At 39.4% G+C, this 393-nt stretch carries 1 pseudogene; it reads left to right on the top strand.

What is annotated here, in order from left to right:
* Positions 1–238, top strand: a pseudogene (locus ACFIO5_RS10005) (adenosine monophosphate-protein transferase); the annotation flags it as partial.
* Between the last annotated feature and the right edge of the window lie 155 nt (positions 239–393).

The following is a 393-nucleotide window of genomic DNA, read 5'->3' as shown; positions in this document are numbered from 1 at the left end:
CTCTCCTCTGCTTCAAAAAGAGCTCACGAGTCTTTTACAAAAAGTCAATAGCCGTCTCTCCTCAAGTGAACAAAGAGCACTTAGAGAAAATAATCATGAGACACTGGCGAAAAATCTTGGTGTTTCAGAACAGAAAGCAAAGGAAATTACAAAAACTGTTATGAAAGCCAGAGAAGTACAGCAAAAATCGCAAACACGCACAGTCAGTCACTCAAAAACGCTTGCCATGGCTAGCTAAAGAGTTTGCTCAAAATTGCAAATTTTTGCACCTTCCTTTTGAATCTTCAGGGGAAATGGAATGTTATGCTGTGCTGCCCATAAAAAAGCGTTCAGCGCTTTATTACCGATTTTAACAAGAAGCCTTTACGGCATATTCCGATAAAACCGAAAGTA

This window comes from Bartonella sp. AA86SXKL, assembly GCF_042196885.1.
This window is presented reverse-complemented; position numbering and strand designations above follow the sequence as displayed.